Below are 22,655 nucleotides of genomic sequence, written 5' to 3' on the forward strand. Positions count from 1 at the left end.
AGACCGCTTACCTCAACGCGCCCGAGGATTTCAGCGCTGCTGCACGGTCAGAATCGATCCACCACAAATCCTCGACCCCCAGCGCATAGGGTGGCAGGTTCTCAGGGTAGGCATACTTGTCCCAATAGGCCACCCAGTATTTACCCAGGTACCAGGTCGGCACCATGATCCGCTTGGCCCTCAGCACCCGGTCCAGCGCCCGCACATTCGCCTGCAACTCTTCGGTGGTCGAGGCTGCGACGATCCCGTCGATCAGCGGCTCGATATCCGGCCCGTGCACGCCCGACGGGTTGAACACAGAATAGGCGGCCGCCTCGCTTCCGAACTGCTGGTACAACCCGGTCGAGGGTTGCAGCGACATCGGGTAGCCGCCCATGATCATGTCGAAATCGCGGTCGCGCCGCCGCAGGGTGAACTGCGCGTCATCGACGCGATTGTACCGGGCGTCTATCCCCATGACCTTGAGGTTGTCGACAAAGGGCTGGATGATCCGGTCCAATGTCGGCTCGTCCGACAGGAACTCGATCCTCAGCGTTTCGCCCGCCGCATTGCGCCGGATCCCATCGTTCCCGACGGCCCAGCCCGCCTCATCCAACAGCTTCATCGCGCGGCGCAGGTTCTTGCGGTCGTTTTGACGGTCTGGACTGGAACTATGGGCGCTGACCGGCTCTTCACTCAGAACCGCTGGATCAAGGGCGTCGCCCAGCGCCTCAAGCACCTCGCGCTCGCGGCCTTGGGGCAACCCGGTCGCCTGCAGCGGCGTGCCCTGCCAGAAGGAATGGCGCTGCTGGAACAGACCATATTGCAGGCTGTCATTGGTCCATTCAAAGTTGAACGCCAACTGCACCGCCGCGCGTACGCGGATATCTTGGAACTGCGGCCGGTCCATGTTGATCACGAAACCGCTGGCACTGGGCACGTCGCCATCCAACAGCTCGGCCTTGACCACATGGCCCTTTTCGATGGCCGGAAAATCATAGGCTGTGGCCCAGCTTTTCGAGTTGTTTTCCTGCCGCAGCGTATAGTTGCCCGCCTTGAACCCCTCCATCGCGGCGATGGTGTCTGTGTAATACTCGACCCGGATACTGTCGTAGTTGTTGCGCCCGACATTCACGTTCAGATGCGCGCCCCAGTAATCGGGATTTCGGCGATAGGTGATGCGCCTGTTGATGTCGAAGCTGTCCAGCACATAAGGCGCCGAGCCGATCCCCTGCTCTAGTCGGGGTTCGTCCAGGCGGCGTTTCTCGGGGTCGGCCATGAACCAGACCTTGGAAAAGATCGGCGTACCCCCGACCTGGGTGATCAGCGCACGGCGCGGGATGTCCGGGGCGAAATAGAATTTGACACGGTGATTATCCAGCGCCTCGGCCTTGGGAATACGTTTCCTGACTGCCTCGGCATAGGATTTCAGCCCTTGCTCCAGCAGCAATTCGTGGCTGAACACCACATCTTCGGCGGTGATCGGCGTGCCATCGGAAAACCGCGCCTCAGGCCGAATGTTGAAAATCACCCAATCCTGGCTTTCGGGATATTCCAGGCTTTCGGCTACCAAACCGTAGTAGGAAGCCGGTTCATCATATGATGGCGTCAGCAGAGATTCGTACTGGTCCGCCGATCGCGCCGCCGCCCGTCCCTTGCGGGTGAACGGGTTGAGGTTGTCGAAGGTCCCTATCGCGGCATAGCTCAGCTCGCCGCCCTTGGGCGCATCGGGATTGACATAGTCGAAATGTGCGAACCCCGCGGGGTATTTCAGATCGCCGAATTCAGAGAACCCGTGGCTCTTGATGATCGTCTCCTCGGCGCGCGCAAGTCCAGCCAGCGCCAGCAGGACGATCCCTGCGACCAGCATCATCACACCGGGCCGGATATCCAATGCTTTGGCACGGGTGGCGGCGCGCGGGCGTATAGTCAAGGCTCTTCCTCCGGGTTGGGTTGGCATATCCGCCAATCTTGTTGCCGTTAGCTAATGGTCCAGCGAGGGCAGTTGCAAGTTTAGAATAGGTGAAGCAATCGTGAAGTCACCCCGACCGATGAAAAAGGCCGCTGCACGGGGCAGCGGCCTTTGGTCAAAACCGGTCTGTGTCGAGCGATTAGTTCGAAACGCTCTGCAGATAGGCAATCAGGTCAACCCGGTCGCCCTGTTTCTTGAGGCCCGAGAAACTCATCGAGGTGCCCGGAACCGCCGCCGAAGGCTTGGCCAGGAATTCATCCAGTGCCTCGGGCGTCCAGTCGCCGCCGTGGCCCTGCATCGCGCCGGAATAGCCGAAACCGGCAACCGAGGCGACCGCGCGGCCAACCACGCCATCCAGATGCGGGCCGGTGGCGTCCTCGCCGTTCACCTTGTGGCAGGCGGCGCATTTCTTGAACACTTTTTCGCCCTTGGCAGCATCCGCCGAGGCCATCAGCTCTTCAAAGCTGACGGTTTCTTCGGTGCCGCTGGCCTCTTCGGCTTCGGCTACCTCGATTGCATAGGCGGGCTCGTCGCCGTGGCCACCAACATGATAGACCGTCTCGGCCGCCCACTTGGCGAGAAGAAGCGCCAGGAAAGCGCCGAACAGGCCGGCAGCGGCCTTGGTAACTGTCATCGTGTCGAACATTGATCGCGAGTCCATTTCAGCTGTCTGGGCGGGTGTCTAAGGCTTCCCCTCGCAAGAGGCAAGGTATAGACACCGCGACCAAACGCCCAAAATGTAACTTGTTGCACGGAAACGACCCCATGACCCATCGCATCGCCTTTCAGGGAGAGCCCGGCGCCTATAGTCACGAGGCTTGTCGCAACGCCCGCCCGGACATGGAAGCGCTGCCCTGCCGCACCTTCGAGGACGTGATCGATGCGGTGCGCCGGGGCGAGGCCGAGCTGGCGATGCTGCCGGTCGAGAATACCACGTATGGCCGGGTCGCCGATATCCACCGCCTGCTGCCCCATAGCGGGCTGCATATCATCGACGAGGCCTTTGTTCGCGTGCATATCAACCTGCTGGGCGTGCCGGGTGCGACGCTGGACGATATCCGCGATGCCCATTCGCACCTGGTGCTTTTGCCACAATGCGCGGGTTTCCTGAAACAGCACGGCATCACCGGTCGGGTCAGCCCCGACAATGCCCGTGCAGCGCGCGAAGTGGCCGAACGCGGCGACAAGACCCACGCGGCGCTGGCCAGCGAACTGGCGGGCGAAATCTATGGGCTGAACGTGCTGGCCCGCCATATCGAGGATACCGACAACAACACCACCCGATTCCTGGTGATGTCGCGCGAGACAGACGATTCGCGCCGCGGTGATTACGGCATGATCACCAGTTTCGTGTTCGAGGTGCGCAGCATTCCCGCCGCTCTGTACAAGGCGCTGGGAGGATTTGCCACCAATGGCGTCAACATGACCAAGCTGGAAAGCTACATGCTGGATGGCTCGTTCTCGGCCACGCAGTTCTATGCCGATATCGTCGGTCACCCCGAAGACGACAATGTGCGCCTCGCGATGGACGAGCTGAACCATTTCACCAACAACGTCGAGATCCTGGGCGTTTACCCTGCTGCCCGGCCACGCAGCTGAAACGACCGCAAAGCTGTTAGATTCGCAAAGGCGCCCGCTCAGCGGGCGCAGCGGCCCTCGATTTCCTTGGCGAATTCGGCCATCCGCAGCTTGAACCGGCGGGACATGTTCTTGCGGGCCAGTTTCAGCGATTGCAGGAACAGGCGCGCGGACAGCGTGTTCGCCTTCAACTCGATGGAAAAGCTCATCCTTGTGCGGCGCGGCGACAGCGCCAGCAACTCGATCACCACATCGCCGTTGATGCCCTTGCTGTGACTGGCAAAGCGCATCAGCGACGGCGCGTCATACTGTTTCAGCACCACATGCATCTCGCGCGGCTTACCGCGCAAACGAAACCGGGTGTCCCAGGCCATGCCTGCCCCGATCGGGGCGCTGGCATCGACGCGCTGCACCTCGACCCCGCGGCGCATGGCCGAGCGCTCAAAGGTCTCGAATTCGGAAAGGATGGCAAAGACCTGCGCCACCGGCGCCTCGATGTCTTCCTTGCTGATGAACTGCATGATCCCTCGTCGGTTGTGATTTTTGCGCGAGTTTCCCCTTAATCCAACGTGTCCGCAAGCCAGTTCTGCAACAGGAAATGCGCTATCGCCCCCTTGCGCGCGGGCAGCAGGCGCGGATGCTCGCCGGCAAAGGCCAGCATCATGTCGCTGCGGCTGACCCAGATCGCATCCTCGATTTCCACCGGGTCGATTTTCAGGTCGCGCGACAGCGCCTCGCCCGCGCAGCCGAACATCAGAGAGGCCGGAAATGGCCAGGGTTGACTGGACAGATAGGTGACCGCGCCGACGGGCACGCCCGCCTCTTCGAGCACCTCGCGGCGCACGGCGGCCTCCAGCGTCTCACCCGGTTCGACAAAACCCGCCAGCAGCGAATACATCCCCTCGGGCCAACCCGGAGAGCGACCCATCAACACCTGGTCGCCATGGGTGATCAACATGATCACCACCGGATCGGTGCGCGGGAAGTGCTGGCCACCACAAGCCGGGCAGCCGCGTTGCCACCCCGCCTGCGATATTTCGCTGCGGACGCCACAGCGGGCGCAGAACCTGTGACTGGCGTGCCAGCCGATCACGGCCTTGGCGGTGGCGGCCAGTTCAGCATCGCGCGGGCTGAGCCGCGTCATGATCCGCCGCAATTCGGCAAACACCTGCCCCTTGGGCAATTCGGGGTGCTGCTGCTCGGATCTGTCCACGAAACCGCCCAACCCGGTCAGGTCCTGTCCCTCAGCCTGCCAGCCCGAGATGTCCTGAGCAAAAAGCGGCGCGCCGGTGTCATCGAGGCCCAGGAAAATCGGCGTCTCGGCTTCTCCACCCGGACCCTCGGTCACCAGCGGATGTGCCGGCGCGACCCAGGCCAGACGCTCAAGCCGCTCACTTTCGACCAGCAGCTTGCCGCGCCACAGAAGCAGGCAGCGTGCTTTGGGGTCGGCGGCCATTTGCGCCTGCGCCATCGCATCACCGCGCAGATGTGCCGCCCGATCCAGACCCGAGCCTCCAAACGTAACCTGCTCTGCGGTTTTCATGCCTGCCCTCTCTCGACTTCGCCCTGACCGGCTCACCGGTGGCACAGGGCTGCCACGGCGGGCGGCGCAGATCAATCGGTAACTGCCTGCACTGACGCCGGAAAGAGACAGGGTTGACACAAATCGTGATCAACTAACGCCTTGCCCTGATACGGTTTTTTCTATTTCTGAATAGGGTACTCTACCTATGGGAGAGTTTTCGCATGGACCGGGTAATGGAATTTGAATGGAACCTTCACATCAGGCCATGTCAACGGATGCCGTCGCAGAGGGCGGCGCTGAATTGCGCGTCCGCCTGCTGGCCACCACCGACCTGCATATGCACCTGACGGGCCACGACTATTATGCCGACCGTCCCGACCCGTCCGGAGGGCTGACCCGCATTGCCCGGCTGATCCATGCCGCGCGGGCCGAGCCGGGGGTCGACCTGTGCCTGTTGTTCGACAATGGCGACAGCCTTCAGGGCAGTCAGATGGGCGATGTCTGTGCCCACCACCCCGAGAACCCGCACCCGCTGATGCGGTCCTTTGCCTATCTCGGGTATGACGCGCTGGGTTTGGGCAATCACGATTTCAACTTTGGGCTGGAGGTTCTGGACCGGGTGCTGGGTCAGGCACCCTGCCCGGTGGTCTGCTCGAACGCCCACCGGCTGGACGGCTCACCCTCGTGGAAGCACACCGCGATCCTTGATCGCACGGTGCACTGCGGATCAGTGCAATCCCGGATCAAGATCGGCGTACTGGCTGCATTGCCTCCACAGACTGTGGAATGGGACTCGCATCTGCTGTCAGGGCGGATGCGCGTCGGGGGTATCGTAGAGTCGGCACGTGAAGCGGTGGCCCGCCTCAAGGCCAAGGGCTGCGACCTGATCGTTGCACTGGCCCATTCCGGGCTGGCCGAGCCCGAGGCGACGCCCGAACAGGAAAACGCGGTGATCCCGCTTGCCGCACTGGACGGAGTCGATGCGGTGATCGCCGGACATACCCATTTGCAGGTGCCCGCACCCGAAACCGGACCTTACCCCCATACGCGGATGACCGAGGGGCTGGTACATGGAAAACCTGTGGTCATGCCGGGGCATCACGGCTCGCATCTGGGGGTCATCGACCTCGATCTGAGGCTGGGAGCGCAAGGCCGCTGGCGGGTCGAGCAGGCACAAGTCTCCCTGCGCGCGGCCGTTGGCAACGAGGATGCGACGCTTGTGCGCCTGCTGGCCGCCGATCATGCAACCACGCGCGCGGTCGCCAATCAACCTGCCGGTCACTCGGACCAGTCGATGCACAGCTATTTCGCCTTCATCGCACCCGATCGCAGCCTGGCCAAGGTCGCCGCCGCGCAGGCCGCTGGCTTGCGCCCCTATCTGGTTGGCACGGCGCTGTCGGATCTGCCGATGCTGTCGGCGGTCTCGCCGCTCAAGGCTGGCGGTCGCGCCGGACCGGATCATTATACAGACGTGCCCGCCGGCCCATTGTCGATGCGCCATGTGGCCGATCTGCACATGTTTCCCAACGAGTTGCGGGCGCTGGTTTTGACCGGGGCCGACCTGCGCGAATGGCTCGAGATGGCAGCGGGCGTGTTCCACAGACCCGGTGAGGCGAAAGGCGCCGCCCTGCTGCGGGATGCCAGAGTTCCTGGGCACAATTTCGATATCCTCTATGGGCTCAGCTATGAAATCGACCTGTCGACGCCACCACGATACGATATCGGCGGCCAACTGATCTCGGACCGAAACCGTCGAATCGGAGCCCTGTTTCACGACGGCAAGCCCATCGAAGAGGGACAGAGGCTTGTCGTCGCACTGAACAATTACCGCACCAATGGCGGCGGTCATTTCCACATGCTGGACAGCGGTCAGCCTGTTTCCCTGCCGGGGCTGCGGATACAGGCCGTTTTGCGCGACTACCTGTCCGGGCGCCTGCCCCGCGATCCGCTCGAGGACGCGCCCCAACCCTGGCGATTTGCCCCGCTGCCGGGGCGGGCCGCCATTCTACGCACCGGGCCACGCGCCCGCGAACACCTGGACGAGCTTGCCGGGCGCGACATAGCCGATCTGGGCGTGGACGCCGAAGGGTTTCTCTGCCTGCGCGTCGGGCTTTGAGATCTTGTCATCCCGGCCCGACCCGCCTATATCGGGTCGCGAGAGGTTGGCGCGGGCGAGCGCCTCGCCAACCTGGTCAGGTCCGGAAGGAAGCAGCCACAACGAGTCCCGCTTGGGTCGATGTCCAGCCTCTCACTTGCACCGCCGCGCCTGCGGCACCCGGAATTCTGTAGCATGCGGAGGGATGTATGATTGTAGCAAAGACCCTTCGGGCAGAGCGGTTCTGACGACTCATACCCCTGCCTGAACCCGTTCCGGCCGGATGCGCGTGCGCCATCCGCCCGCCTTGCGTTCTTTCGCAACAGGCAGACCGATGTCTCTTACACTCCCGGACCTTGGATGGTCCTCTTTCTTTGCCGCGCAGGCCGCGGCCCATTCCGGCTGTACGCCCTATCGCCTGACAGCCATTCACCGCAGCGCCCTGACCGGATTGTCGCCCGAGGGCGAAACGCTGTTGATCACGCCGCCCGACCAGCCGACCGGCGCCTTTGCCGTGGGCGACTGGGTCCTGGCCGATCCCGAGCACCGCGTCCGGCATCTGCTCGACCGGCGCAGCCTGTTGAAACGGCGCGCGGCGGGAACCGGGGCCGAGGCGCAGTTGATCGCGGCCAATGTCGATGTGCTGTTCATCACCAGTTCCTGCAACGCCGATTTCAACCTGCCCCGGTTGGAGCGCTATCTGGCGCTGACCCATCAGGCCGGGTGTTATCCCGTTGTGGTGCTGACCAAGGCCGACACCTGTGCCGACCCCCGCGCCTATGTCGCGCGGGCCGAGGCGCTGGCGCCGTTTCTGACGGTGCTGGCGGTCAACGCGCTTGATCCTGCCGATCTGGATAGGGTCCTTTCATGGTGCCCCTCCGGCCAGACAGGGGCGCTGGTGGGCTCTTCAGGCGTGGGCAAGACCACGTTGATGAATGGCCTCACCGGTACGCAGGAGGCCACGGCCGGTATCCGCGAGGACGATGCCAAGGGCCGTCACACCACCACCGCCCGTGCCCTGCGGCGGACGGTCAACGGCGGCTGGCTGGTCGATACACCAGGCATGCGCGCTCTGCGTCTGCTGGATGCGGGCGACGGGATCGACGAGGTTTTTCAGGACCTCTCGGACCTCGCCACCAGCTGTCGTTTCTCGGATTGCGGACATGACAGCGAACCGGGCTGCGCCATCCAGGCAGCCATTGCGGCGGGCACGCTGGAACCCGCTCGCCTCGACCGCTGGCGCAAGCTGAAGCGCGAGGATGCGCGCAACTCGGAAAGCGTGGCCGAGGCGCGCTCACGCGACAAGGCGTTCGGCAAGATGGTCCGCGCGGTGATGCGCGACAAGCAGGGCCGGAACAAGGGCTGAACAGCCCCGGGATCGCCCCCTCCTCAGGGGGCGATCAGCCGAGGCCAGAGTGCGGCATTGCGCCGGGCAAACGCGCCCAGATGGCCGATGTCGCGCAGCCCGTGTTCCTTTGGCCGCAACAGGTGCTGCCGGGCAGTGTCGCCATAGAGTTCGGCCAGTCGCCAGACACATTCGGGTGGGATCGTATCGTCATCTTCGCAGGCAAAGAGATCGACTTGCGCGCCCGAGCGGCCCCAATCGGGTTTCGGCAGGCGGGTGCCTGTCTCGGGTAAATATGCGCCGGGCGTTGTGCACCAGCGCCGCCATTCCCAATAGACGCCCGGCGGCAGATCGGTGCCAAAGCCAATCGCGCGCCCCGGCAGATAGCCTAAGGTCTTGACCAGCAGGGGCGCATGACCAAACCAGAACAGCCGCGCCAGCGCCTGATAGGGCCAGGGGTGGTCCGAGTGATGCACCAGCCCGGAACAGACGCAGATCATGCGCGCGATGGGCTCGATCCCCGGTTGCAGTGGCCCCAGCATGGCGCCAACCGAATGGCCGATCACCCAGAGCGGCAGATCGGGAAACCGGCGCTGCATCTCGGCATAGGCGGCGGGCATGTCAAGGAGCGCCCAGTCGGACATGGTGGCGGTCGAGGCCGCAAGCGGCCCGGTCAGCGAATGCCCGAAATCGCGATAATCATAAGTCAGGCAGGCCATGCTCCGCTCGGTCGCCAGCCAGGTGGCGAAATGATGGTAATAGTCGCGCGGCACCCCGGTGGCGCTGTTGATCACAACAGCAACCCGGGGCGTGCCCACCGGCAGATAGAGCCGCGCCGAAAGCTGCGCCGGCCCGGATGAAAAATGAAAATCCTCGACCCTGACAGATGACTGCATATCCAGCATTGGGACCTCCAGATGACCTAGACCGATTGGTCTATTTCTCATGTCTGGACCAATCGGTCCAGAGCTGTCAATATCCTCGGCACATGACCCAACGTCCGCTTCCGACCAAAGATCGCCTGATCCGCACCGCCGCCCAGCTGTTCCAGCGCCGGGGGTATCATGGCGTTGGATTGTCCGAACTGCTGGCCGAGGCAGAGGCGCCCAAGGGCTCGCTCTATCACCACTTTCCCAATGGGAAATCCGACCTGGCACTGGCCTCGGCCACCTGGGCCTCGGACGAGATGCTGCGGCTGATCGCGGCCTCGTTCGAACCGGCCGACAGTTTCCATGACGGGATGCAGGTGCTGTGCGGCAAGGTCGCGAAGCTCTTTGACAAGTCAGGCCAATGGGATGGCTGCCCGATCTCGTCGACCCTGTTCGAAGGCCCGGACAACGCCGCGTTTCGCGCCCATGCCCGCCACCTGTTCGAAGGCTGGATTACCGAGGGCGCGCATCATGCCAGACGCTTTGGGCTAACCGATCCGCAAAAGATCGCCGAGACCATGTTCATCCTGCTGCAAGGCGGCTGGATGCTGGCCCGCGCCCGGCAATCCTCGGACGTGCTGCGCCGTTTGCCCGAGATGCTGCCGCGCGCGGATTAGAGCCTGTTGGTGTTGAACGTGTCGCAGCTTGCGACCCGGCCACTTTTATAGCCGCGATCGAACCAGGATGCCCGCTGCACCGAGGTGCCGTGGGTAAAGGTATGCGGTTGCGGCACCCGGCCCGCCTGCCGTTGCAGCCGGTCGTCGCCGATCATCCGGGCGGCGTTCAGCGCTTCATCCAGATCGCCGCGTTCCATCAGGCCCTGGACCGAGCGCGCCCAGACACCCGACAGGCAATCGGCCTGCAATTCCAGCCGCACGGTCAGCGCGTTGGCCTCGACCTGCGAGGATTGCCGGCGGGCCTGATCCACCTGACCGAGAATGCCCAACTGGTTCTGCACGTGATGGCCCACTTCGTGTGCGATTACATAGGCGGCGGCGAAATCGCCGCCCGCCTGCAAGCGCTGCGCCAGGGTGGCAAAGAAATCGGTGTCGAGATAGGCCTTTTGGTCGGCGGGGCAGTAGAATGGTCCGGTCGCGCCTGAGGCGCCGCCACAGGGGCTGGACGTCACCTGAGAGAACAGCACCAGCGTCGGCGGGATGTAGTCGCGGCCCAGTTGGTCGCGGAACACGGTGCCCCAGACATCCTCGGTCGTGGCCAATACGCGCGAGACGAATTCGCCCGCCTGCCGCTCTTCGGCGGTCAGTTCCTTGGGTGTGCTCTGGCTCGGGCCCGGCCGTTCGGTCAGGAACGGGGTGACGTCGATGCCGGTGAAAGCGCCAATAACCAAGAGCAGCAGAACCCCGCCGATACCCAGCCCGCGCCCGCCGATGGCCATGCCACCGCCACGTCGCCCGCGACGATCCTCGACATGCCTGCTGCCGCGTACTCCTCTCAACCGCATGCCGACACCCTTCTTCAGCCTGACTACTCGATACCGATACTAGCATCCCGCCGCATGGGGAAAAACACGGCACGAACACCCGGCTTGACTCCGGCCCGCAACACCCGCTACCGCTAAGGCGATGGTTCTCGGTGACACATGCGCCGGGATGAAAAGGGAACACGGTGCGGCCCCCTGGCGACAGAGGACCAATGCCGAGACTGCCCCCGCAACTGTAAGCGGTGAGCAATGCCGAAATGCCACTGGCCCCCGGGCCGGGAAGGCCGGCAAAGCCCGGACCCGCAAGTCAGGAGACCTGCCATCGCAACCGTAACTCGAACCCGGGCGGGGTGTCCGGACGGGATGCCTTGGCCCTGATCGGCCGGTCCCCGACACCCTGTTCCACCGCGCGGAGGGCGCAGGATGATCTGGACTACAAGAACGCATGAATTTGCCGCAACGCTCTGTCGCCGAACCGGCAGGCCCTGCCCCGCGCTGTCGGCATTGGCCGAGAACCTCGCCCGCGCGCTGCGTCAGGCTGAACCGATGACCGATGCAGGTTTCGCGATAGAGGGGCATTGCGAGATGCCCCCGTGTGGAGCAGGTTGCATGGCCCGCTACGCCGCCTCGCACAGCCGGATCCGCGTGTTCTGCGGCGTCGACGAAGACACCGCCCTGTCGCATCTGAATCGCTTTGCCGATGCGCTGATGGCGCCCGACGGAGCGGGATTTGCCGCCGGGCCGGGCCCGGTACCATGCGCCATGGCCGAGGCCCGGCCCCGCTGCGTCCACTCTGCTGCGCCAGTGCAAGCAACGGCCTGAAGGATCAGTCCCGGATAGCACGCCCAGCCAGCGCCCAGTCCATCTGGGCGTCGGTTTCCACCGCGCAGGGGCGGACCGACCGCAAATGCGCAAGCGCCGCCTTGGGCTCTTCGCCCGTCTCGATCATCAGGCGCAACGCCGCCATGCCCGACCGGCCACAGCCACCCTTGCAATGGATCAATACGCGCCCGCCGCCGTGCAGAGCATGCCGGGCCGATTTGCTGATCGCCTTCCATTTGATCTCGGCATCACGGCCAGGCACTCCGAAATCATCGACCGGCAGATGAGCCCAGCGGCAGGCGCGACTCTGGATATCAGCACCAAAATTGCGCGCACCGTGCTGCAGCATCTCGACCTCGGTCGTCATCGAGATCACCAGCCCAGGCGCCCAGGACCCGATCAGATCGACATCGCCGGAATAATCGCCCGACCGTCCCGGCAACTGGCAGATCGCCAATGTGCCGCCGCCGACTTGCAGCGCATAGAGAACCAGCTGCGCCATCTGCGGTTTCCCTTTCCGACCGACCATTGCCACGGGGCGTGGCGATCCTGACCCCAAGGGTAGAATGGCCTTTAACGCGGCGGTATCGCAAGACAAGATACCCGTGAACAGATCAAACAGCGCCGCGACGCGGGTCAGCGGTTGTCTATATACACGCGAATCTGATCCCGGGTCACGCCCTGAGCGCCGATCAGATGTGCCACCGGAATGCCGTTGATCGGGACCATGGTCCCGGTCTCGTCATCAAGCTCTTGCACGCTGACCCGTGTCTCTCCAACGGAGCCGGGACGCAGCAGCAAAGCTTCGCCCTTCAGGGTCAGGACATCTCGTGCCGTATCGAAATCGGTGATCGTGACAACGTCATAGCCATCCGCAACGCCGCTATAATTCTCGATCACCACCTGGTCGGCCCCACCCCCGGTGGTGACCAGGTCCCCCTCATCCACGACCAGGGTATCGCGCCCGACGCCACCCTTGACGGTGTCCGCCGTACCCAGGTCGCCGCGATCGTCCACCGAAACGATGAAGTCGTCGCCCTGCTGTCCGTTAATCAGATTAGAGCCGAAATTGTCGGATATCGCATCGTCGCCCGCGCCACTTGCAATCGTGTAATCGTCCCGAACGGCGTTACCTCCAACGGGAAGGGACTCGACGGAACAGATTCGTATACCCCTGTACCCGTCTGCATCAACCTCGAGACAGGGGAACGCACCCGCCATTTCCAACCCAATCCTGTTCCACCCCTGAAACAATCACACAGGCGGTGGACCTTCGCCCCTCTGCCCAGTACCGTCTGCAGAACCAGAATCCAGCCCCGACGAAAGCAGCCAATGTCCGACGCCTCTCCGACCCCCTATCAGGTGCTGGCCCGCAAGTACCGGCCCGAAACCTTTGCCGATCTGGTCGGGCAGGATTCGATGGTGCGGACGCTTAAAAATGCCTTTGCCGCCGACCGGATCGCGCAAGCGTTCATCATGACCGGCATCCGGGGCACCGGCAAGACGACCACCGCGAGGATCATCGCCAAGGGAATGAACTGTATTGGCCCGGATGGAAATGGCGGGCCGACCACCGAACCTTGCGGGACATGCGAGCATTGCGTGGCCATCATGGAAGGCCGCCATGTCGATGTGATGGAGATGGACGCCGCCAGCCGCACCGGCGTGAACGACATCCGCGAGATCATCGACAGCGTGCGCTATCGCGCCGCCAGCGCGCGTTACAAGATCTATATCATCGACGAGGTTCACATGCTGTCGACCAGCGCCTTCAACGCGCTGCTCAAGACGCTGGAGGAGCCGCCGGCGCATGTGAAATTCATCTTTGCCACGACCGAGATCCGCAAGGTGCCGGTGACAGTGCTGAGCCGCTGCCAGCGGTTTGACCTGCGCCGGATTGAGCCCGAGGACATGATCGCGCTGATGCGCCGGATCGCCGATGCCGAGGGGGCGCAGATCGCCGAAGACGCGCTGGCGCTGATCGTGCGCGCCGCGGAAGGGTCGGCGCGAGATGCGACCTCTCTCCTGGACCAGGCGATCAGCCATGGCGCGGGCGAGACCAGCGCCGAGCAGGTGCGGGCGATGCTGGGACTGGCCGACCGGGGACGGGTGCTGGACCTGATGGACATGATCCTGCGCGGCGATGCGGGCGCGGCACTGACCGAGCTTGGCGCTCAATATGCCGAAGGCGCCGACCCGATGGCAGTGCTGCGCGATCTGGCCGAGATCACCCATTGGGTGTCGGTGGTCAAGATCACGCCCGATGCCGCCGAGGATCCGACCGTTTCGCCCGACGAGCGGGCGCGCGGCCAGCAGATGGCGGATGCGCTGCCGATGCGAGTGCTGACCCGGATGTGGCAGATGCTGCTGAAAGCGCTGGAAGAGGTGGCAGCCGCTCCCAATGCGATGATGGCCGCCGAGATGGCGGTGATCCGGCTGACCCATGTGGCCGATCTGCCCAGCCCCGAAGAGCTGATCAAACGGTTGCAGGACGCGCCACCGCCGCCGAACCCCGGCGGCGGGGTGCGCGGCGGTCAGGGCGCGCCCTCCGCCAACGGGGTGAGCGCCAGCTATGCACCCGCCCCGCGCGGCGGTGGCGGCGGGCCTGTTGCGGCGCTGGCGCAGGATGCGCAAACGGCATTGGCGCGGTTTCCCACATTCGAGCATGTGGTCGAACTGATCCGCGCCAATCGCGACGGCAAGCTGTTGGCGGATATCGAGATGGACCTGCGATTGGTCAGCTATCAGCCGGGCCGGATCGAGTTTCAACCCACCGAGCGCGCCCCCACCGATCTGGCGCAGCGGCTGGGCAGTGCGCTGCAACGCTGGACCGGCAATCGCTGGGCGGTGAGCGTGGTGGCGCAGGGCGGCGGCAAGACCATCGACGAGGTGCGCAACGCCGAGAAATACGCGCTGGAGGAGAAGGCCCGCGAACATCCGCTGGTGCAGGCGGTGCTGGCACAGTTTCCCAAGGCGCGGATCACCCATATCGAGACCCCGGAACAACGCGCTGCCAAGGTGGTGACCGAGGCGCTGCCCGAGGTCGAGGATGAATGGGATCCGTTCGAGGACAGCTGAGCGCCGCCTCTCGAACGCGGAGCGCCGAGAATTTTCGACGAAAATTCTCGTGGTCGTCCGCGGCGATCGTCGACGCGCTTCAGACGAGCTTCTTCTGCATGGTGATCGAGGTGGGCCGATCGTAACCGGGATGTGCGGTCTCTCCGGTCTGGACAAAACCAAGCCGAGTAAAGGCGGCGTGGTTCTCCACCAGTTCCACCCGAGTTTCCAGCTCAACAACCGGCAGGCCCAGCGCGCGGGCGCGGGTCTCGGCCTGAGCCACCAGTCGGCGGGCCAGCCCTTGCCCTCGTAATTCAGCGTCCACCGCAAGCTTGCCGAGATAGAGCCGCCCGGGTTTGACCGTCAGGAACACCACCGCCAGCGGGGGTGTTCCCAGTGCCCAGATTTCGTGCCGCGCCGCATGATCCGCGACTGTTTCTTCAGTCAGACGATGCATTGACGAGGGCGGGTCGATCCGGCCATCCATGAAGGCAAAGCTGTCACGGATCAGGGACAGGACCACGCCAATCTGCGGGCTGTCCGGTGCGACCCGGTAGGGAGCGAGGTTCACAGCGAAGCCTCCGGGCGGAAATCCTCGGGGATGCTGTCGCGCCCTTCCAGTACCAGATCGGCCATGACCTGGGCCACTTTGGGCGCCATGCCGAAGCCGATCTTGAACCCGCCATTGGCGATGAACTGGCCGGGATAGAGCGGATGCGCCCCCAGCATCGGCGCGCGCGAGCGCGAGCGGGGGCGCACGCCCGCCCAGCGCTCGATCACCTCGGCCCCGTGCAATAGCGGCACCGCCTGCATTGCGCGGTCCAGAACCGTGTCCAGTGCCGCATCGGTGCCGTTCGGGTCATCGTAATCGCGTTCCGAGGTGGAGCCGATTGCCAGCGTGCCATCCGCGTGGGGCACGATATGCACCGTATCGGCAAAAAGCTGCGGCGCCTGTCGCCCGGCATCGAAGCGCACCAGCGCCGCCTGGCCCTTGACCCCACTGCCCACGATGCGACCCCGCCCGCGGTTCAACTCTTCCAGCCCGGCGATGCCGGTGGCGTGAATCACCCGCCCCCGGTTGGGCGCCTCGATCAGCACCTCGACTCCGCGCACCGCCAGCGCCGCGACCAGCGCGGCACAGGCGCGACGTGGATGCATGCGGGCGCTGAGCGTATCCTGCACCACCAGCCCAGTGGGTGAAGGCGGGCACCAGCCGCCCATCTCGCCAACCGGGCAGACCCGCCATTCGGCCCGCCCCTGCCACAGGGTACGGGCGTTTACCGCCCGTTCCTGTGCCAACGCCACGGCACGATCATCCGACAGCGGCTGGATGCGCCCGGTGCGGCCATAGCCGGGCGACACGCCGCCCGCCGCCTCTACTCCAGCCCAGAACCCTTCGGCCATCATCAGGCTGTCAAACTGGAACGCTTTCTTGGCATTCCAGTTCTCCGGCACATGCGGGGCCAGCGCGCCGACCAAGCCGCCCGACGACCCTGCCCCCGGCCCGAACGGGTCGACCACCTGCACCCGCGCCCCGCGCAAGACGCATGCCCATGCGATGGAAAGGCCGAAGATCCCCGCGCCGCGTATCGTCACATCGGCCATTGCCATCGCCCGTCCCTTTCGCCAGTGTCGCGCCGATTTCGTAGGGGATATTCGCATGGTTGACCAGCAAGCGAAACTCAGCTGGACCGAGGACCGGATACCGGTCTCGGACCGGTTCGACGATCCCTATTTCTCGCTTGAAAACGGTCTGGCCGAGACGCGGCATGTGTTTCTGGCGGGCAACAGCCTGCCAGAGCGGTTCAGACCGGGCTTTCATATCGCCGAGCTGGGTTTTGGCACCGGGCTCAACATGCTGACCGCCTGGGCCGCCTGGGAAAGCACAGGCATGACCGGCCCGCTGCGCTTTACCAGTTTCGAAGCCTATCCAATGACGCATGACGACATGGCCCGGGCGCTGGCCGCCTTCCCCGAGCTTGCCCTCTGGGTCGAAAGGTTTCTGCAGGTCTGGACCGGAGCGCCCTGCGATCTGGGCACACTGCAACTGGATGTGGTGCAGGGCGATGCGCGCCAGACCCTGCCGGAATGGACGGGACGGGCCGATGCCTGGTTCCTCGACGGCTTCTCCCCCGCCAAGAATCCCGAGCTTTGGCAAGCGGATTTGCTGGCACATGTCGCAAACCGGACAGCACCGGGCGGCACGGTTGCCACATACACGGCAGCAGGCTTTGTGCGGCGCGGGCTGGAGGCGGCCGGGTTTGCCGTGACGCGGGTGCCGGGATACGGCCGCAAACGGCACATGACGCAAGGGGTACGGCCATGACACAGGCGACAGGACGGGTACAGCAGAACAATATTCCCGCCGGTATCGCGCTGATGCTGGCCGCCACGGTGGTGTTCGCACTTCAGGACGGTATCTCGCGTCATCTCGCCTCAAGCTACAACACCTACATGGTGGTGATGATCCGATATTGGTTCTTTGCCGCGTTCGTGATCGCGCTGGCGGCCCGGTCGCGCGGCGGATTGCGCGCTGCCACCCGCACCTCGCAGCCGGGCCTGCAGATTTTTCGCGGGCTGCTGCTGGCGGGCGAGATCTGCGTGGCGGTATTCGGCTTTACCGTTCTGGGCCTGATCGAGAGCATGGCGGTGTTCATCTGCTACCCGCTTCTGGTGGCGGCCCTGTCCGGCCCGGTATTGGGCGAAAAGGTCGGCTGGCGGCGTTGGGCGGCCATCGGGGTCGGGTTGATCGGCGTGCTGATCATCCTTCAGCCGGGCATGGGCGTGTTCAACCCCTGGGCCGTGGTGCCGCTGATTTCGGCCCTGATGTTCGCGCTCTATGGTCTGCTGACCCGCTATGCCGCCCGGCAGGACAGCACCGCCACCAGCTTCTTCTGGACCGGCGTATCGGGCGCCGTGGCCATGACCGCCATTGGCCTGTGGTTCTGGGAGCCGATGAATGCCGCCGACTGGCGCTGGATGGCGCTGCTCTGTGTCAGCGGCGCCACCGGGCACTGGCTGTTGATCAAATGCTACGAGATGGCCGAGGCAAGCGCGGTGCAACCCTTTGCCTATTTCCACCTGATGTGGACCGCGATCCTGGGTATCACCGTGTTTGGCGAGACCCTGCGCAGCGCCGTCATCATCGGCGCCGCGCTGATCGTGGCCGCTGGCCTATTCACCCTGTGGCGCGAACGCGCGCAAAGTCGATCCCGCTAGTTCAGCGGAAAACGGCAACGGCAGCGGTTCCTTGCCAAGGCGCGCACGATAGACAGGCAGGCTCTCGGTCACCCGCATGATGTAATTGCGGGTCTCCTCGAACGGGATATGTTCGATCCAGTCAACGATATCCGGAGTGCCGCTACGCGGATCGCCGAACCGCTCCATCCAGCTTATCGGGCGATTGGGGCCGGCATTATAGCCCGCCGCCATCATCACCACATTGCCGTCGAACTCTCCGGCCAGTTCGGCCAGGTAATTGGCGCCCAGCTTGGCGTTATACTCCCAATCGGACGTCAGACTGTCGGTAGAGTGTCCGCCCAGAATACCCAGCGTGTCGGCCACCAGCCGCGCCGTCGCGGGCATCACCTGCATCAGGCCGCGCGCGCCCGCACCCGAAATCACCACGGGGTCAAACTCGCTTTCACGGCGTGCAATGGCCAGCGTCATTTCGGGCGCCATCGGCAGGTTCAGCCGCCCGACCGGGTGCAGCGGGTAATAGGCGCCGGTCAGCACCACCCCTTCTTGCGCTTTTCGCTTGGCGATCATCACCGACAGATGCGGTTCCTGCATCTCCAGCGCCATCTCGGCCAGCTGCGTCGCCTGCACCGGATCGAGGTTCTCGGCCAGATGGGTCAGGAACCGCTCAGCCAGATCACGCTCTCCGGCACGCAGCAACAGCAGCCCGGCCTCGAGTACGCTGGAGGACATGAACGCCGCCTCACGCCAGGGGGGCGTTGCGGGCGGATTGGCCAGGGCCGGATCGAACGGGCGCCCGATCCGCTCGGCCGCCAGCAGACCATAGAACGAGGTCTGATGCTCGGCCCCCATGGCATAGGCAGCATGGGCCTTGTCTGCATCTCCCAGCGCCGCATAGGCGCGGCCCAGCCAATAGCCCGCCCGCCCTTTCGAAATCGGCGAGTTGACCGCCGCATCGAAGCGCTGGAAATGGGCGACGGCCGCAGCTGGGTCGCCCAGCTTGGCCAAGGCAAGATACCCTGCCAGCCATTCCAGATCGGCATAGGCATAGCCCATCCCCGGTGTCATGAAATGGCGCGCGGCCATCTGATAGGCCCGCTCGTTGCGGTCCTGCCGCATCATCAGCCGCGTCAGCCGCGCGCGCGCCTTGCCCCACATGCCCGGCTCGCCCAGCGCCTCGGCACTGACCGAGCGTTCAAGCATCAGGTCGATGGCGCTGTCATCCAGCTCCTTTCGGTCACGCCAGACAAATCGGTCATGCGCCAGACCCGGCGACTGGGCCAAAGCTTCGGGAACGGCAGAGATCAGGGCATCTACACCGGGCACCCGGTCCTTCAACCCGAGCCGCGCCTGCGCCAGCTTGCGCTGATCCTCATCCACCAGCAACAGCATCTGCTTGGCGCTGATGATGTAACCCTCCCACAGCATACGGTCGAGCCGCGCGACATGATGCGGCGCCAGCAGTTTGCCGTAATTCTCGATATAATCGCGTTGCAGCCCGGCCCCCATGGGCAGGGTGCGCCAAGCCTTGACCAGTTCCGCTTCGGCATCGCCCCGCTGTCCTGTGGCCAGCAGCGCCACCGCATAGTTCAGCACGCCCTCGGCGGTCTGTGGCGGTGCGCCCGAGTAGAATTCAAGCACCCGTTCCGGCGGGGAAAGGGTGAATTGCGGCTCGGATTGTCGGCGCAGATAGTCAAGACCCGGCCAATCGCCCCGGCGGTTCAGAAACACCAGCGCATCGCCATCGGTCCCATAGCTCCTGCGCAGCCAGTGCCAGACGATGATGTCGCGCGACACCGAACCGCGCGCGCCCGCGACACTCAGCGCCTCGGTCCAGTTCTCGGCCCGCATTTCCCGCAGAGCAACCCGGAGATTCGCGGCAGCATCGGCCCATACAGGGCCGATTGCCGCGAAACACCAGAAAATCGCTGCCAGACTGATGATCAGAACGCGGGACATCCCTTGCATTTCCTGCCGAACCAAGGCTAGAGCCTTTCACGTTATACCTTGCGCGGCCCGGATCAATTCACTTTCCGGACCAAACGGGGCAACCGGCGGGCAACTGCCCGCTTACCACTCTATCTAGGGAGCGTTTTCCATGTTCAAAGGCTCGATGCCTGCCCTCGTCACCCCGTTCCGCAACGGCGAGCTGGACCTGGAGACGCTCAAACGGCTTGTCGAATGGCAGATTGGCGAAGGTTCGACCGGCCTGGTTCCCGTCGGCACCACCGGCGAAAGCCCCACGCTGACTCACGAGGAACACGAGACCGTTGTGGCCGAGGTGGTCAAGGCCGCTGCCGGACGCGTACCGGTGATCGCGGGCGCAGGGTCGAACAACACCACCGAAGCGATCCGCTTCGTGCAATTCGCCCAGCGGATCGGAGCCGATGCGGCGCTGGTGGTGACGCCCTATTACAACAAGCCCACCCAGCGCGGACTGATCGCGCATTTCACCGCGTTACATGACTGCGCCGAGATCCCGATCGTCATCTACAATATTCCTGGCCGCTCGGTCGTGGACATGACGCCCGCGACCATGGGCGCGCTGGCCAAGTTGCCTCGCATCGTCGGCGTCAAGGATGCCACCGGTGATCTGGCCCGAGTCAGCCAGCAGCGTGCCGCATGTGGCCCTGACTTTATCCAGCTTTCGGGCGAGGACGCGACAGCGCTGGGCTTCAACGCCCATGGCGGGGTCGGCTGCATCTCTGTCACCGCCAACGTGGCGCCGAGGCTTTGCGCCGAATTCCAGCAGGCGACGCTTGCCGGTGACTATTCCAAGGCGCTCGACTACCAAGACCGCTTGATGCCCCTGCACGAGGCGATCTTTATCGAGCCGGGCTTGGTCGGCGCCAAGTATGCCCTGTCGAAACTGGGCCTGTGCAGCGAAGAGGTCCGCTCGCCGCTGACCGGTCTGGAAGACAGCACCAAGGCTGCCATCGACGCGGCGATGAAGCACGCAGGGCTTCTGTAAAAGCCGGACAAAGAACCGGCGCGATACCTGGGCGCCGGGCTCCTGCTTCTTTCTGGTCAAAAATACTCAAATCGCGGCGTTGCCGCGCAGGCTAACGTTTGCCGTAGTAGAGCCCGACCACATGTTCCGCCTGGGCAAAGAACAGCCAGCGCGACGTGGCGATGCCGATTAGATGCGCGATCACTGCAATCAGGGCGAGCAGATGTTTGACGACCACGTCATGCACCGGCACCAGCAACAATAGCAGCGGCAGGACAAAGCCAAGGCCCACGGCCAGCATCCGCAGCTTTGCCGCGTGTTTGCGGCCGACGACATGCACGAATTCCCGCAGCAGATAGTTGCTGCCGGTATGCGGCGGCTCGAAGGCGCGCACCTTGCCGCGCGATCCCAGCCCGGTCGCGGTGCCGATATCGGTGCCCGAGTTCGCCAGCGCAGCGTCGCCCTGTTTCCAGTAGGCCAGTTGTACCGCAGCCGCGATCAACAGCAGCAGGATCGCGGCGGTGTTCTGGCCGGCCAGCAGCGCACCGCCGGCAAGGCTGAACGACAGGAACATCGCCGGTGTCAGGTTCATGTTCCAGCGCGGAATGGTCTTGAGCTGGGCATAGATCATCGACGTGGTGAACACCGTGATCAGAGATAGTGCAGCACCGACCCAGCCCAGCACAGCCCAGCGCTGGTCCAGAAAGATCACCCCGACGGCGTACAGCCCCATGACAAGCAGCGCCGCGACAGAGGCGCAGCCTTCGCGGCTGAGCCAGCTTGTGCGCCACTGGCTGAACGCCTTCCAGGCGCGCTCGGGGTGGCCGAGGTGGAATGTTGAGGCCAGCAGCCCGCCGACGGCCAGACCATAGGCAATGGCGAAGAAGACGAAGGCCACCCAACCGGATACGTCTGGCAGGCCAAGACCGAGAAAGGCCAGCAAGCCAAAGCCGAGTCCGGACAAGGTGGTAAAGATGATGACGGAAGGAGCGGGATGCATCAGAGTTTCTCCAAGGCCTTGTCGAGCCAGGCGATGAACCCTTTGGGTTCTTCGGCCACCGGCGCCAGCAGCGGCGCCAGGATGTCGATCTGATCCTCGATCCTGTCCTTGGGCCGCGGTGGCAGGTATTTGTTGACGGGCTTGGTGCCCATTTCAGGCATCAGGTCCATGCCGCCGCGTTCAGCCACCAGTTGTGACACCGCGCTGTCCGGATCACCCAGATCGCCGAAGTGACGCGCACCGGCCGGACATGTCCGCACACAGGACGGGACGCGGTCCTCTTCGGGCAGGTTTTCGTTATAGATGCGGTCGACGCACAGGGTGCATTTCTTCATCACGCCTTCGGCCAGATCCAGCTCGCGCGCGCCATAGGGGCAGGACCAGGCGCAAAGGCCGCAGCCGATGCAGTCGCTTTCGTTGACCAGAACGATCCCGTCCTCGGAGCGCTTATAGCTGGCGCCGGTCGGGCATACGGTGACACAGGGCGCGTCCTCGCAATGAAGGCAGGATTTTGGGAAATGGATCAGCTGGGCCTGGCCCTCGGGCGGCTCAACCTCGTAGGAATGTACCCGGTTCAGGAACGTGCCCGAGGGATCGGACCCGTAAGGGTTCTGATCGCTGAGCGGCGCACCATAATTCTCGGTATTCCACCCCTTGCAGGAAATTACGCAGGCATGGCAGCCGACACAGGTATCAAGGTCGATCACCAGCCCCAGCTTGCGGTCGGTCTTCTGCGGCAACTCCGTCATGTCACGCTCCAGCAA

Annotated in this window: 22 protein-coding genes, 1 other RNA gene and 1 riboswitch; of the genes, 10 read left to right on the plus strand and 13 right to left on the minus strand. The window is 64.2% G+C overall.

The features are described from left to right. Positions 1-7: 7 nt before the first annotated feature. Together AC2FNA_RS05620 and AC2FNA_RS05625 are read right to left on the minus strand one after the other, a co-directional pair. Complete coding sequence (locus AC2FNA_RS05620) at positions 8-1,939, minus strand: extracellular solute-binding protein (protein ID WP_496825069.1); 1,932 nt, start codon at positions 1,937-1,939, stop codon at positions 8-10. Between the two features lie 151 nt (positions 1,940-2,090). After that, positions 2,091-2,597: a c-type cytochrome gene (locus AC2FNA_RS05625; protein WP_496825070.1), complete on the minus strand. Its 507-nt coding sequence runs from the start codon at positions 2,595-2,597 to the stop codon at positions 2,091-2,093. A gap of 119 nt (positions 2,598-2,716) precedes the next feature. Here AC2FNA_RS05625 and AC2FNA_RS05630 point away from each other — a divergent pair, with 119 nt between their 5' ends. Beyond that, a complete protein-coding gene (locus AC2FNA_RS05630; protein WP_496825071.1) occupies positions 2,717-3,550 on the plus strand; it encodes a prephenate dehydratase in 834 nt (277 codons plus the stop codon). 38 nt (positions 3,551-3,588) lie between these two features. Here the strand turns inward: AC2FNA_RS05630 and AC2FNA_RS05635 are convergent, their stop codons facing one another. Further along, positions 3,589-4,050 (minus strand): SRPBCC family protein, encoded by a 462-nt coding sequence (locus AC2FNA_RS05635; RefSeq protein ID WP_496825072.1) that lies wholly within the window; start codon positions 4,048-4,050, stop codon positions 3,589-3,591. 38 nt (positions 4,051-4,088) lie between these two features. Next, on the minus strand, positions 4,089-5,072 hold the full coding sequence (gene nudC, locus AC2FNA_RS05640) for an NAD(+) diphosphatase (protein WP_496825073.1): 984 nt from the start codon (positions 5,070-5,072) through the stop codon (positions 4,089-4,091). 247 nt (positions 5,073-5,319) lie between these two features. Here nudC and AC2FNA_RS05645 point away from each other — a divergent pair, with 247 nt between their 5' ends. The 3 genes from AC2FNA_RS05645 (at position 5,320) to rsgA (ending at position 8,515) form a co-directional block, all read left to right on the plus strand. Further along, positions 5,320-7,170, plus strand: a complete 1,851-nt coding sequence (locus tag AC2FNA_RS05645) for a 5'-nucleotidase C-terminal domain-containing protein (protein ID WP_496825074.1) — start codon at positions 5,320-5,322, stop codon at positions 7,168-7,170. Between the two features lie 39 nt (positions 7,171-7,209). Then, an RNA gene (gene ffs / locus AC2FNA_RS05650) (signal recognition particle sRNA small type) lies at positions 7,210-7,308 on the plus strand. A 175-nt stretch (positions 7,309-7,483) separates the two neighbouring features. Continuing rightward, positions 7,484-8,515, plus strand: coding sequence for a ribosome small subunit-dependent GTPase A (gene rsgA, locus AC2FNA_RS05655; RefSeq protein WP_496825075.1), 1,032 nt, complete (start codon positions 7,484-7,486; stop codon positions 8,513-8,515). Between the two features lie 23 nt (positions 8,516-8,538). Here the strand turns inward: rsgA and AC2FNA_RS05660 are convergent, their stop codons facing one another. Further along, positions 8,539-9,399: an alpha/beta hydrolase family protein gene (locus tag AC2FNA_RS05660; RefSeq protein ID WP_496825076.1), complete on the minus strand. Its 861-nt coding sequence runs from the start codon at positions 9,397-9,399 to the stop codon at positions 8,539-8,541. An 83-nt stretch (positions 9,400-9,482) separates the two neighbouring features. Here AC2FNA_RS05660 and AC2FNA_RS05665 point away from each other — a divergent pair, with 83 nt between their 5' ends. Then, on the plus strand, positions 9,483-10,040 hold the full coding sequence (locus AC2FNA_RS05665) for a TetR/AcrR family transcriptional regulator (protein ID WP_496825077.1): 558 nt from the start codon (positions 9,483-9,485) through the stop codon (positions 10,038-10,040). Here the strand turns inward: AC2FNA_RS05665 and ypfJ are convergent. Next, positions 10,037-10,885, minus strand: a complete 849-nt coding sequence (gene ypfJ / locus AC2FNA_RS05670; RefSeq protein ID WP_496825078.1) for a KPN_02809 family neutral zinc metallopeptidase — start codon at positions 10,883-10,885, stop codon at positions 10,037-10,039. The genes AC2FNA_RS05665 and ypfJ overlap by 4 nt on opposite strands. Positions 10,886-10,990: 105 nt before the next feature. After that, a riboswitch (cobalamin riboswitch) is annotated at positions 10,991-11,202 on the plus strand. A 271-nt stretch (positions 11,203-11,473) separates the two neighbouring features. On the opposite strand from ypfJ, the gene AC2FNA_RS05675 reads away from it, so the two are divergent. After that, positions 11,474-11,686: a hypothetical protein gene (locus AC2FNA_RS05675; RefSeq protein WP_496825079.1), complete on the plus strand. Its 213-nt coding sequence runs from the start codon at positions 11,474-11,476 to the stop codon at positions 11,684-11,686. A gap of 4 nt (positions 11,687-11,690) precedes the next feature. On the opposite strand, the gene AC2FNA_RS05680 is transcribed toward AC2FNA_RS05675, so the two are convergent. Together AC2FNA_RS05680 and AC2FNA_RS05685 are read right to left on the minus strand one after the other, a co-directional pair. Then, positions 11,691-12,188 carry a protein-tyrosine phosphatase family protein gene (locus tag AC2FNA_RS05680; RefSeq protein WP_234221276.1) on the minus strand — a complete coding sequence of 166 codons (498 nt, stop codon included), beginning with the start codon at positions 12,186-12,188 and terminating at the stop codon, positions 11,691-11,693. A gap of 134 nt (positions 12,189-12,322) precedes the next feature. Then, positions 12,323-12,907: a hypothetical protein gene (locus AC2FNA_RS05685; protein ID WP_496825274.1), complete on the minus strand. Its 585-nt coding sequence runs from the start codon at positions 12,905-12,907 to the stop codon at positions 12,323-12,325. 87 nt (positions 12,908-12,994) lie between these two features. Between AC2FNA_RS05685 and AC2FNA_RS05690 the strand changes: the two genes are divergently transcribed. After that, the gene (locus tag AC2FNA_RS05690) at positions 12,995-14,764 is read left to right on the plus strand and encodes a DNA polymerase III subunit gamma/tau (protein WP_496825268.1); all 1,770 of its coding nucleotides are present in this window, start codon (positions 12,995-12,997) and stop codon (positions 14,762-14,764) included. Between the two features lie 79 nt (positions 14,765-14,843). Here AC2FNA_RS05690 and AC2FNA_RS05695 read toward each other — a convergent pair whose 3' ends face one another. Together AC2FNA_RS05695 and AC2FNA_RS05700 are read right to left on the minus strand one after the other, a co-directional pair. Next, positions 14,844-15,314, minus strand: a complete 471-nt coding sequence (locus AC2FNA_RS05695) for a GNAT family N-acetyltransferase (RefSeq protein WP_496825080.1) — start codon at positions 15,312-15,314, stop codon at positions 14,844-14,846. Continuing rightward, positions 15,311-16,354 (minus strand): NAD(P)/FAD-dependent oxidoreductase, encoded by a 1,044-nt coding sequence (locus AC2FNA_RS05700; RefSeq protein ID WP_496825081.1) that lies wholly within the window; start codon positions 16,352-16,354, stop codon positions 15,311-15,313. Before AC2FNA_RS05700 ends, AC2FNA_RS05695 begins: the two co-directional genes overlap by 4 nt. A gap of 49 nt (positions 16,355-16,403) precedes the next feature. Between AC2FNA_RS05700 and mnmC2 the strand changes: the two genes are divergently transcribed. Together mnmC2 and AC2FNA_RS05710 are read left to right on the plus strand one after the other, a co-directional pair. Then, positions 16,404-17,069: a tRNA (5-methylaminomethyl-2-thiouridine)(34)-methyltransferase MnmC2 gene (mnmC2, locus tag AC2FNA_RS05705; RefSeq protein ID WP_496825082.1), complete on the plus strand. Its 666-nt coding sequence runs from the start codon at positions 16,404-16,406 to the stop codon at positions 17,067-17,069. After that, complete coding sequence (locus AC2FNA_RS05710; protein WP_496825083.1) at positions 17,066-17,962, plus strand: DMT family transporter; 897 nt, start codon at positions 17,066-17,068, stop codon at positions 17,960-17,962. The genes mnmC2 and AC2FNA_RS05710 overlap by 4 nt, the downstream gene beginning before the upstream one ends. Here the strand turns inward: AC2FNA_RS05710 and AC2FNA_RS05715 are convergent. Then, positions 17,918-19,909, minus strand: coding sequence for a lytic transglycosylase domain-containing protein (locus AC2FNA_RS05715; protein ID WP_496825084.1), 1,992 nt, complete (start codon positions 19,907-19,909; stop codon positions 17,918-17,920). The two genes, AC2FNA_RS05710 and AC2FNA_RS05715, sit on opposite strands and share 45 nt — an antisense overlap. A 130-nt stretch (positions 19,910-20,039) precedes the next feature. On the opposite strand from AC2FNA_RS05715, the gene dapA reads away from it, so the two are divergent. Then, entirely contained in the window at positions 20,040-20,912 is an 873-nt protein-coding gene (gene dapA, locus AC2FNA_RS05720; RefSeq protein ID WP_496825085.1) for a 4-hydroxy-tetrahydrodipicolinate synthase, read from the plus strand. Between the two features lie 91 nt (positions 20,913-21,003). Here dapA and AC2FNA_RS05725 read toward each other — a convergent pair whose 3' ends face one another. Then, entirely contained in the window at positions 21,004-21,891 is an 888-nt protein-coding gene (locus AC2FNA_RS05725) for a dimethyl sulfoxide reductase anchor subunit family protein (RefSeq protein WP_496825086.1), read from the minus strand. Beyond that, the gene (locus tag AC2FNA_RS05730; RefSeq protein ID WP_496825087.1) at positions 21,891-22,640 is read right to left on the minus strand and encodes a 4Fe-4S dicluster domain-containing protein; all 750 of its coding nucleotides are present in this window, start codon (positions 22,638-22,640) and stop codon (positions 21,891-21,893) included. The genes AC2FNA_RS05725 and AC2FNA_RS05730 overlap by 1 nt, the downstream gene beginning before the upstream one ends. Positions 22,641-22,655: the final 15 nt, after the last annotated feature.

This window comes from Ruegeria sp. YKSD163, from assembly GCF_059612905.1.

What these genes read in the sequence shown, in the direction of transcription:
- AC2FNA_RS05635 (WP_496825072.1), bottom strand. Translation starts at nt 4,050, where the DNA reads ATGCAGTTCATCAGCAAGGAAGACATCGAGGCGCCGGTGGCGCAGGTC.
- AC2FNA_RS05625 (WP_496825070.1), bottom strand. Translation starts at nt 2,597, where the DNA reads ATGTTCGACACGATGACAGTTACCAAGGCCGCTGCCGGCCTGTTCGGC.
- ypfJ (WP_496825078.1), bottom strand. Translation starts at nt 10,885, where the DNA reads ATGCGGTTGAGAGGAGTACGCGGCAGCAGGCATGTCGAGGATCGTCGC.
- rsgA (WP_496825075.1), top strand. Translation starts at nt 7,484, where the DNA reads ATGTCTCTTACACTCCCGGACCTTGGATGGTCCTCTTTCTTTGCCGCG.
- AC2FNA_RS05680 (WP_234221276.1), bottom strand. Translation starts at nt 12,188, where the DNA reads ATGGCGCAGCTGGTTCTCTATGCGCTGCAAGTCGGCGGCGGCACATTG.
- AC2FNA_RS05730 (WP_496825087.1), bottom strand. Translation starts at nt 22,640, where the DNA reads ATGACGGAGTTGCCGCAGAAGACCGACCGCAAGCTGGGGCTGGTGATC.
- AC2FNA_RS05675 (WP_496825079.1), top strand. Translation starts at nt 11,474, where the DNA reads ATGGCCCGCTACGCCGCCTCGCACAGCCGGATCCGCGTGTTCTGCGGC.
- nudC (WP_496825073.1), bottom strand. Translation starts at nt 5,072, where the DNA reads ATGAAAACCGCAGAGCAGGTTACGTTTGGAGGCTCGGGTCTGGATCGG.
- AC2FNA_RS05685 (WP_496825274.1), bottom strand. Translation starts at nt 12,907, where the DNA reads ATGGCGGGTGCGTTCCCCTGTCTCGAGGTTGATGCAGACGGGTACAGG.
- AC2FNA_RS05660 (WP_496825076.1), bottom strand. Translation starts at nt 9,399, where the DNA reads ATGCTGGATATGCAGTCATCTGTCAGGGTCGAGGATTTTCATTTTTCA.
- AC2FNA_RS05645 (WP_496825074.1), top strand. Translation starts at nt 5,320, where the DNA reads ATGTCAACGGATGCCGTCGCAGAGGGCGGCGCTGAATTGCGCGTCCGC.
- AC2FNA_RS05665 (WP_496825077.1), top strand. Translation starts at nt 9,483, where the DNA reads ATGACCCAACGTCCGCTTCCGACCAAAGATCGCCTGATCCGCACCGCC.
- AC2FNA_RS05630 (WP_496825071.1), top strand. Translation starts at nt 2,717, where the DNA reads ATGACCCATCGCATCGCCTTTCAGGGAGAGCCCGGCGCCTATAGTCAC.
- AC2FNA_RS05620 (WP_496825069.1), bottom strand. Translation starts at nt 1,939, where the DNA reads ATGCCAACCCAACCCGGAGGAAGAGCCTTGACTATACGCCCGCGCGCC.
- AC2FNA_RS05710 (WP_496825083.1), top strand. Translation starts at nt 17,066, where the DNA reads ATGACACAGGCGACAGGACGGGTACAGCAGAACAATATTCCCGCCGGT.
- dapA (WP_496825085.1), top strand. Translation starts at nt 20,040, where the DNA reads ATGTTCAAAGGCTCGATGCCTGCCCTCGTCACCCCGTTCCGCAACGGC.
- AC2FNA_RS05725 (WP_496825086.1), bottom strand. Translation starts at nt 21,891, where the DNA reads ATGCATCCCGCTCCTTCCGTCATCATCTTTACCACCTTGTCCGGACTC.
- AC2FNA_RS05715 (WP_496825084.1), bottom strand. Translation starts at nt 19,909, where the DNA reads ATGCAAGGGATGTCCCGCGTTCTGATCATCAGTCTGGCAGCGATTTTC.
- mnmC2 (WP_496825082.1), top strand. Translation starts at nt 16,404, where the DNA reads ATGGTTGACCAGCAAGCGAAACTCAGCTGGACCGAGGACCGGATACCG.
- AC2FNA_RS05700 (WP_496825081.1), bottom strand. Translation starts at nt 16,354, where the DNA reads ATGGCAATGGCCGATGTGACGATACGCGGCGCGGGGATCTTCGGCCTT.